The sequence below is a fragment of the Mesorhizobium sp. M4A.F.Ca.ET.050.02.1.1 genome (assembly GCF_003997725.1).
GTDB lineage: Bacteria > Pseudomonadota > Alphaproteobacteria > Rhizobiales > Rhizobiaceae > Mesorhizobium.
The window spans coordinates 1-5,505 of record NZ_RZSG01000390.1 but is presented as its reverse complement, the minus strand read 5'-3'; the positions used below and the strand labels follow the sequence as shown (position 1 = coordinate 5,505).

4 protein-coding genes, 3 pseudogenes and 1 other annotated feature are annotated in these 5,505 nt (G+C 57.0%); of the genes and pseudogenes, 2 read left to right on the top strand and 5 right to left on the bottom strand.

The features are described from left to right. Positions 1-25 precede the first annotated feature (25 nt). The 4 genes and pseudogenes from EOA33_RS22410 to EOA33_RS40715 all read right to left on the bottom strand — a co-directional run. Positions 26-961, bottom strand: coding sequence for an ROK family protein (locus EOA33_RS22410; protein WP_127406621.1), 936 nt, complete (start codon positions 959-961; stop codon positions 26-28). Continuing rightward, positions 951-1,535, bottom strand: a complete 585-nt coding sequence (locus EOA33_RS22405) for a DJ-1/PfpI family protein (protein ID WP_127406620.1) — start codon at positions 1,533-1,535, stop codon at positions 951-953. Before EOA33_RS22405 ends, EOA33_RS22410 begins: the two co-directional genes overlap by 11 nt. 408 nt (positions 1,536-1,943) lie before the next feature. Then, positions 1,944-2,785 (bottom strand): annotated as a pseudogene (locus tag EOA33_RS22400) (reverse transcriptase domain-containing protein). A 736-nt stretch (positions 2,786-3,521) separates the two neighbouring features. After that, positions 3,522-3,874 (bottom strand): annotated as a pseudogene (locus EOA33_RS40715) (IS3 family transposase); the annotation flags it as partial. Continuing rightward, positions 3,770-3,885, bottom strand: a sequence feature (AL1L pseudoknot). It overlaps the preceding pseudogene by 105 nt. Before the next feature lie 546 nt (positions 3,886-4,431). Between EOA33_RS40715 and EOA33_RS40710 the strand changes: the two are divergent. Then, positions 4,432-4,677 (top strand): helix-turn-helix domain-containing protein, encoded by a 246-nt coding sequence (locus EOA33_RS40710; protein WP_245482406.1) that lies wholly within the window; start codon positions 4,432-4,434, stop codon positions 4,675-4,677. 226 nt (positions 4,678-4,903) lie between these two features. After that, entirely contained in the window at positions 4,904-5,311 is a 408-nt protein-coding gene (locus tag EOA33_RS22390) for a hypothetical protein (protein ID WP_127406619.1), read from the top strand. A 9-nt stretch (positions 5,312-5,320) separates the two neighbouring features. On the opposite strand, the pseudogene EOA33_RS22385 reads toward EOA33_RS22390, so the two are convergent. Beyond that, positions 5,321-5,505: pseudogene (locus EOA33_RS22385) on the bottom strand (IS630 family transposase); the annotation flags it as partial.

Below are 5,505 nucleotides of genomic sequence, written 5' to 3'. Positions count from 1 at the left end.
GCATTGACATATGTGGTTGGTTTCATTACCTGAAATCTTCCCTTCGAGAAAAGGCCAGAAGTCCGGCGCCTATCAACGCTGCTTCCGACCGTAATGTTGTTCGCACGACCGCCGGCGTGTGCTCGGGCAACGTGATTACGTGCGCCAAAACTTCCGTTGCCAACTTGGTGATATCTAGGCTGTCGGCCACCCCACCACCTATGACGATCATGTCCAGGTCGAGCAGATTGATCGCATGTGAAAGCGCGAGGCCGATATGGAAATGCACCGCGTCAACGATCTCTACTGCTCGCGTGTCTCCATTGCTGGCCAATTCGAACACCTCGCGCGCACCGGTAACGTCAAGTCCGCGTTTAATAGCCGCCTCACGAATTGCGGTCCCGGAGGCCACCGCCTGAAGACAGCCGGTATGGCCGCAGCCACAGCGTGGTCCGGGAACGGCGACGGCCATGTGGCCAATTTCACCAGCTAGCGAGCGAGGGCCCTCGAACAAACGTCCATTCAATACCAGCGCACCGCCAATGCCGGTGGAGACCGTGATCCACAAGTAGTTCGAACAATTCCTCGCGACGCCAAAGCGTTGCTCTGCGATTGCACAGACGTTCACGTCATTTTCAATCGATACGGGAAGCCCCACGGCCTCCGACAGCATTGCCGCGAAGGGCACATCGCGCCAGCCCTGCGTCGGCGCGAAGCGAAGTACGCCGGTTGCCCTGTCGGCTAGGCCTGGCACCGTGGCGCCTATCCCGGCCAGCGAGTCTAGGTTGAGCCCCACACGCCTCGACAGTGCCCTGAGCGCATTGGTCGCAGACATGGCAACTTCAGCTGGTCCACCCTCGGGAGTGGCGAACTGAGTACTCGCGAGGACCCGTCCCGTAGTATCGATAAAGCCGACTGCGAGCTTCGTACCGCCAAAGTCAATTGCCGCAGCGATTGTCAAAGGTGACGCTTCAGGCTGCATCGTGCTGCAGCGTTGCTTCGCGCTCTGCCTCCAGCAGGCCGATCCAGGCCTTCATGTAGAGGTGGTGGTAGTTCCAGTACATTGCGCTAATGAGATTGCCGTCGATGCAGAACGGTGCATCTTCATAGATCCCGCCACAGATCTCTAGGTCAAACCGACATTTTGGAACACAGCTCATTCTGCGTCCCTTAACGCAGCCTGCCCTCGCCGGAATTTCGACCCCATGGCAAACGCTAGCAATCGGCTTGTTCTTCTCAAAGAAATATTGGGTGACGCGGATGAGGTCAGGATCTTCCCGGATGTACTCGGGCGCTCGACCGCCGCTGAAGAAGATTCCGGCATACTCTGCAGGATCAATGTCGCGGAATGCAATTTCTGCATCGATCTTATAGCCCTCCCACTCCCGCGTAATGTCCCATCCGGCGGTATGTTCGTGCATGACCATGTTGTAGCGACGTCGTTCTGGACCGGTCACGACGGCTTGAAACCCCTCCTCCTGTACTCGCAGGAAAGGGTAAAGCGTGTCGACCGTTTCGGTAGCATCGCCAACGACGATCAGAACCTTCTGTGGCATGCTGCCCTCCTTGTGTTATGCGAACGTTGTTCCATTTATAGCCATTTTGCGGATGTGTCAACGAGGGCTCCGTACAGGTAGCGGGATTTTAAAAAGCCATAATTTTGGTCACCACAGGCGCCCCGTACGTTAATCAGAGCGCAGTGATTTTCTTCCGAACAAGGCCCGTAAAAAAGAGAGATATTTGGGACGACGATCTGCTAAAGCGCGTCGTCTGCGCGTATGCCAGGTGAATGCGACGATCACATCCTTCCATGCGGACAAATTCCGACGATCCGGCGGGCATAGGTGTCTATGAAGAAGTCGACATAAACCAAGCCGGTCCAGCTCGCGAGTGGAGTAAGAAGCGCAGATGCGCTTCTCCTCCCCGAACCGTACGTGCACCTTTCAGCGCATACGGCTCTCTATTCAAGCTTGGCCCATGGCCATAGCAACATCATGGTAGTTCGACGTGACGGTGCTGCGGTTCTCGATCCGGAAGATGTATGGATTCTCCTCCGGATTACGCCACCGGAATTGCGCCTTCGGGCTTGAGACAAGCCTTTGCAGCGCTTTGTCGACGGGGTCCCCGCGTTCATTCCGACCAAACACGAGCCAGGTTTCGTCTTGCCCGGTTCCGGGACCCTGAACCATTTCCGCATCAAGGGCTTGATGCGGGATCGGTACTTGTGTCCCAGCCAATGCGCCATTTTCCAGAACACGACATGGTCGATGCGCCGGAATACGTACGCCGTGAAGTCGGTGAACTTGTAGAACGCCGCCCATCCCACCAACTGGCGGTAGCTTGTGATGAACCGTGTCGAAGTAGCTTGCCAGATCACCTTCGATGATCCACCGGCCCCTCGTCGTATCGGCTCCATTGTAGCTGTATCCTTACGGTGCGGACGGCATGATGCACGCTTCGTTCCGGCCGGAAGCCATAGGATAGACGATGGAAATCGCTCTTCCCAGATCGGCTCCATGGCCATCAGCATGGCGCGTTGAACGATGCGGTCCGTCAGGGTCGGAATACCTAGTGGTCGTAGCTTGCCGTTGGATTTCGGGATATAGACGCGCTTGACCGGCTGGGGGCGATAGCTCTCCTCCTGCAGGCTTGTCCGCAGGTCGTCCAGATGCTGATCCAGTTTGATCTGCAGGCGTTGCTTGTCCATTCCGTCGATGCCTGGTGTTCGAAGAAGCCGATCAAACCATCGGTCCGGATCGCTCTCGGCCCATGTTGCGAGCTTGTGCTGCATTTCGCTGATTATCAAAGGTCTTCACCTTCGCTTGGTCAGATAGTTTGCACTTCAAGCAGTTTGAACTGATCCCCTTCGCCATGTGGCAGGCTTTCCCTGCCGCGGACTGCTACGAGAACTCCGCCAACATGATGGACATCAGGGTCAACTCCCTTGCGACGCGATACTTCGTTGTCATTCCATCATGCCTTCCCTCGTTCATATGCTGGACGTCAGCGTATTGGTGAGGCTGCCGGTCGCAGTCTTTTCCCTTGCTTTCCGCAAGTCGATGCCGATGCCATGGTCTGGCTGCATTCTCCCCATAGCTGTCACGGACAGCCTACGTTTGCGTCCGTGTCGGGATGACGCTGGCTTCCATCTCAGGCGTCATCATCAGCATTTCGCCGTTAAGCCGTGTAGGCGAAGGCGACATTCCAGCCCTCAGATGCGGGTTAACCGGTTCGTGTTCCTCAACCTTCCAATACTTCAGCCTTGAGGACCATCTCGGCGTAACGGCTTCGCCCTCAATCCCCTTTACCTTCGGGCTACGTCACCCTGCCAGTTGACGGCAGGTCACCGCCACTTGGGCTCATGCCCCTCACAGCAGGGGAAGGCAAAACTTCGCATCCTCCTTTCTCTTTGCATTCCAGTCATATGCCTCCCCGATTTGGGGCGAGGCGCACCGTAGGTGAAGTCGCAGCGCCAGAGCATGTTCGGCTCGGTGCATAGAAACGGCGATTGACATGAGCCCGAAGGACATGGTGGCCGCTTAGTCGCTCACCGTGGTGCGGATCGGCTTGGCACGGATGATGCCGTCGAGGCCGATGGCCTTCAAGGCGCGCAACGGTGCAGCGGGCGACATCGAAGCCCTGTTGCGACTGCCGCCACATCTTACGAACGCCGTAGAGCGGAAACTCGCATCGAACACGCGTCGGACCCCATCCTTCAAAGCCTCCGCTTTGCCCAAGCGGACAGCCGGGAGGGATCGATGCGCCTGGCGACATGGTCGTGGTAGGTCGACGGGACGATTGGCAGCATCTCGCAGATCGGCTCGACCCCATGCGCCTCGCACTGATCGTCAATCAAGGCGATCATGGCTTGAACCGGCGGTCCAGCTTCGCCTGGCCAATGGTGCCGGGATCGCCGCCCGGGCGAGACCGGGCAGCCCCGTCCGTGGCAACTTCTATGCTAAGTTCAAAAGGGATCTGGTGGGTCGCATAGAAGAGATCCGGCCGGACGCCATTTGCCTTATAATCTGTGAGCAGTGGCCACCAGCCTTATACTTGATTGTGAATAAGATCTGGGACGACCCGTGCTTGCTTTCCGTCCTATGCCTATGCGTCGACGCCCAGGAACGGCTGATTGAGGTCATTGAAACCGGTGTCTACCGCCGTCTGGGCGACAATGATAGGGGGCGGTTCGAAGGTCACCTGATCCTGACATCGACGCGGCCGCTCTCTGAGCTCGGCTCCACTGGATGTCTCGTCCCTTCGCTGGATTCGCGCCCTCGCCCGCGGACACGTCTTCCTTCCTAATTTGCGCGATCGCCTCGAAGACCTTCCCCTGCTTGCCGAGCAGTTCCTGCAGGCACTCAGAAAGGATCGTCGCAGCCGAAAGTTGTCGGTGGATCACTCGGCCTATCGTGTTCTCATGACCCGGAGAACATCCGCGAGCTGCGTTCCGTGCTCGAAAGCGCGGCCATTCGCTGCGAAGGTGATTGGATTAAAGCCGAGCATCTCCCGCCGCTCAGTGACGGCCACGCGACGTCAAAGCATCCCGAAGATGAGCGGGAATGGATACTCGACGCACTTCAGCGGCATCGTTTCCGCCGTGGTCAGACTGCGCGCTATCTCGGTATTTCGCGCAAAACGCTGTACAACAAGATGCAATCGTATGGCTTGCCATTGCGGCGACGAATAAAGGGATAGGCGGGCAACCGACAAGATTGATATTATTAAGGGAGCGCACCCGCGAGGATCCGCCTGTGCAACCGCGTCGATTCTGATCTGGGGCCTCCATAACTGACGTCCCAACGTGCGCTTTTGGCCTTCCCTCCTTGGCAGAAATAACGGACCATGGTTCTATTATTAAGCGTCCAGCTTCTTTCTGGGGGCGACTTGGAACGCCTTTGGGGCCTAAACAGGAACAATCACGGTGAATGAGCTACTCTCAAACGCCGCTTCATATCTCATCGACAGAAGGCGCGATCCCAATGCGCTTGCGGTACGCCTCTCCGGCTTAGATTTACCGCAAGAGGCATACGAAGTCCAAGATCGCATCGCGGCTCTTCTAGGAGCAAAACAGGTTGGCTGGAAAGCAAGTCTGTTATCGGACGGCACTGTACTCTCTGCCCCTATTTTCGACTGCGACACATTTCTCTCAGGTGACGTTCTTGCGATTGAAGGGCGAATGCGGGATGGCGTGGAGTGTGAATTGGCGTTTTTCGTCAACTGTGATTTGGAAACGCGCCCGGTAGGCGGTTACACGAGGTCGGATGTGAAGCCGTGTATCGGCGCCGTTGCGGCAGCATTCGAGATGCTGAACAGCAGATTAATTGATTAATACCAAGAGTCATGGAGTTTGACCGACGTGCGCCCACTGCCGCATTCCGATTGATGTGATGGTTTCGGGCGCAGCGAGGAGCTTTCTGCCAAGCATCGCAAGCGGCGTCGATGATGGCGTCGTAGTCGTCGAAGACGCGGTTCGAGAGCCAATTCTGCCGCAGATATTGCCAGACGTTTTCGACTGGGTTGAGT

What these genes read in the sequence shown, in the direction of transcription:
- EOA33_RS22410 (WP_127406621.1), bottom strand. Translation starts at nt 961, where the DNA reads ATGCAGCCTGAAGCGTCACCTTTGACAATCGCTGCGGCAATTGACTTT.
- EOA33_RS22405 (WP_127406620.1), bottom strand. Translation starts at nt 1,535, where the DNA reads ATGCCACAGAAGGTTCTGATCGTCGTTGGCGATGCTACCGAAACGGTC.